Annotated in this window: 1 protein-coding gene; it reads left to right on the forward strand. The window is 61.1% G+C overall.

What is annotated here, in order from left to right; translation table 11 throughout:
• Nucleotides 1–702 precede the first annotated feature (702 nt).
• Complete coding sequence (locus IEZ19_RS49880) at nucleotides 703–1,074, forward strand: hypothetical protein (RefSeq protein ID WP_189317971.1); 372 nt, start codon at nucleotides 703–705, stop codon at nucleotides 1,072–1,074.
• Nucleotides 1,075–1,274: the final 200 nt, after the last annotated feature.

Raw genomic sequence — 1,274 nt, forward strand, 5'->3', positions numbered from 1 at the left:
TCCGTGCCGGTGAGAGGAATTGCTCCGCAATTCCTCTCAGTAATTCGCTCCGCGAATTACTGAAAAGCGGCAGCTACGTTGGGGGTGCGCCGGACCGACCGTTCATAACAGCAAGCTGATATGATTTCAGAAACTCAATTCGTCGCTCGAATCTAATCCTCTGTATCCCCTACTCTGACTGGATCTGACCTCACCTCAATTTTCCTACTCCCAAATTCGCCTGAGAATACGTCGGTTATGTTGCCTTCCCGTAATCTCTGACCAGAGCACACGCGGAACGCGCCGAGCTCACGGCCACTCCCCCACGGGGCACCAGCCCGAACCCACGCCAGCACACGGCCAGCGCGACGGCCCCCGGCCGACGCGCAACCACACCTACCCCGCACCCCGATCCCCGACGCTGCCATGCCACCCGCCCCCGCACCCATTCCTCACTCATCCTTCAACCGGGGCGGGACAAGTGGCAGCAGAGGGGATGTCAGCAACCCGACCACACACAGAAAGCCAGCGACCTGCGGTGACGTAGTAGCCGGCCCCCAGGCCCCGCAACCTCTAGCGCAACACCTGACGCAACATCAGGCGCAACCCTTCACGCAACACGGGGCGCAACAGGGGCTTCCCCTCACGCGAAACTCCACTATTATTGTGAGTGCAGGGGGAGGCGACCCCCCTGCACCGCAAAAGTCCAACGAAGGGGAGAGCATGGAAATCCAGATCTCAGATGGGATCGTCCGCCGGGTGCGCGGCGGTAAGGATGCACCCATGAACGGCCTTGCAATCCAGGCCCGCACGATCGCGAACTTCCTTCCGCTGATCTGCCAGCGGGCAGGCGGGAACATCGTGCACAACTCCGACGCGAACTACACCGGCATTCGCTTCGACACCAAGGTAGGCCCGGTCGTGCTGGAAATGCCGACGGGTGACCGTCCCTACCGGCTCGTTCACGAACTGCCGGAGCCGGACGAGACCGGGCGCACCGAAGTGGAGATGCGGCGTTTCCCGCAGATCTACAGGCCGCGTGGCGTTGCGCACATCACGGCTGAGTTCCTCCAGTCTCGCGGATTCCTGAAGTAATCCGTAGGTAATTCCCCGGGGGAAACAGTCGAAGGTTTCCATTGTTTCCCCCGGGCCCACACACCGTGATCGGAAAAAGGGGAGACTGATCATGAGGCTTGTTTCGTGTGTGACCGGCGAGGAAATCAGCACGGGCCGTACCCTCAATGCCGTTGCTTGATTCAGTCAAGGAGTTCGGTGTGAGGCGGTGACGGCACGGG

Source organism: Streptomyces brasiliensis (assembly GCF_014647875.1).
In the GTDB taxonomy this organism is placed as follows: Bacteria; Actinomycetota; Actinomycetes; order Streptomycetales; family Streptomycetaceae; genus Streptomyces; species Streptomyces brasiliensis.

Excerpts from the sequence above, each read along its gene's own strand:
- IEZ19_RS49880 (WP_189317971.1), top strand. The coding sequence starts at position 703 with ATGGAAATCCAGATCTCAGATGGGATCGTCCGCCGGGTGCGCGGCGGT.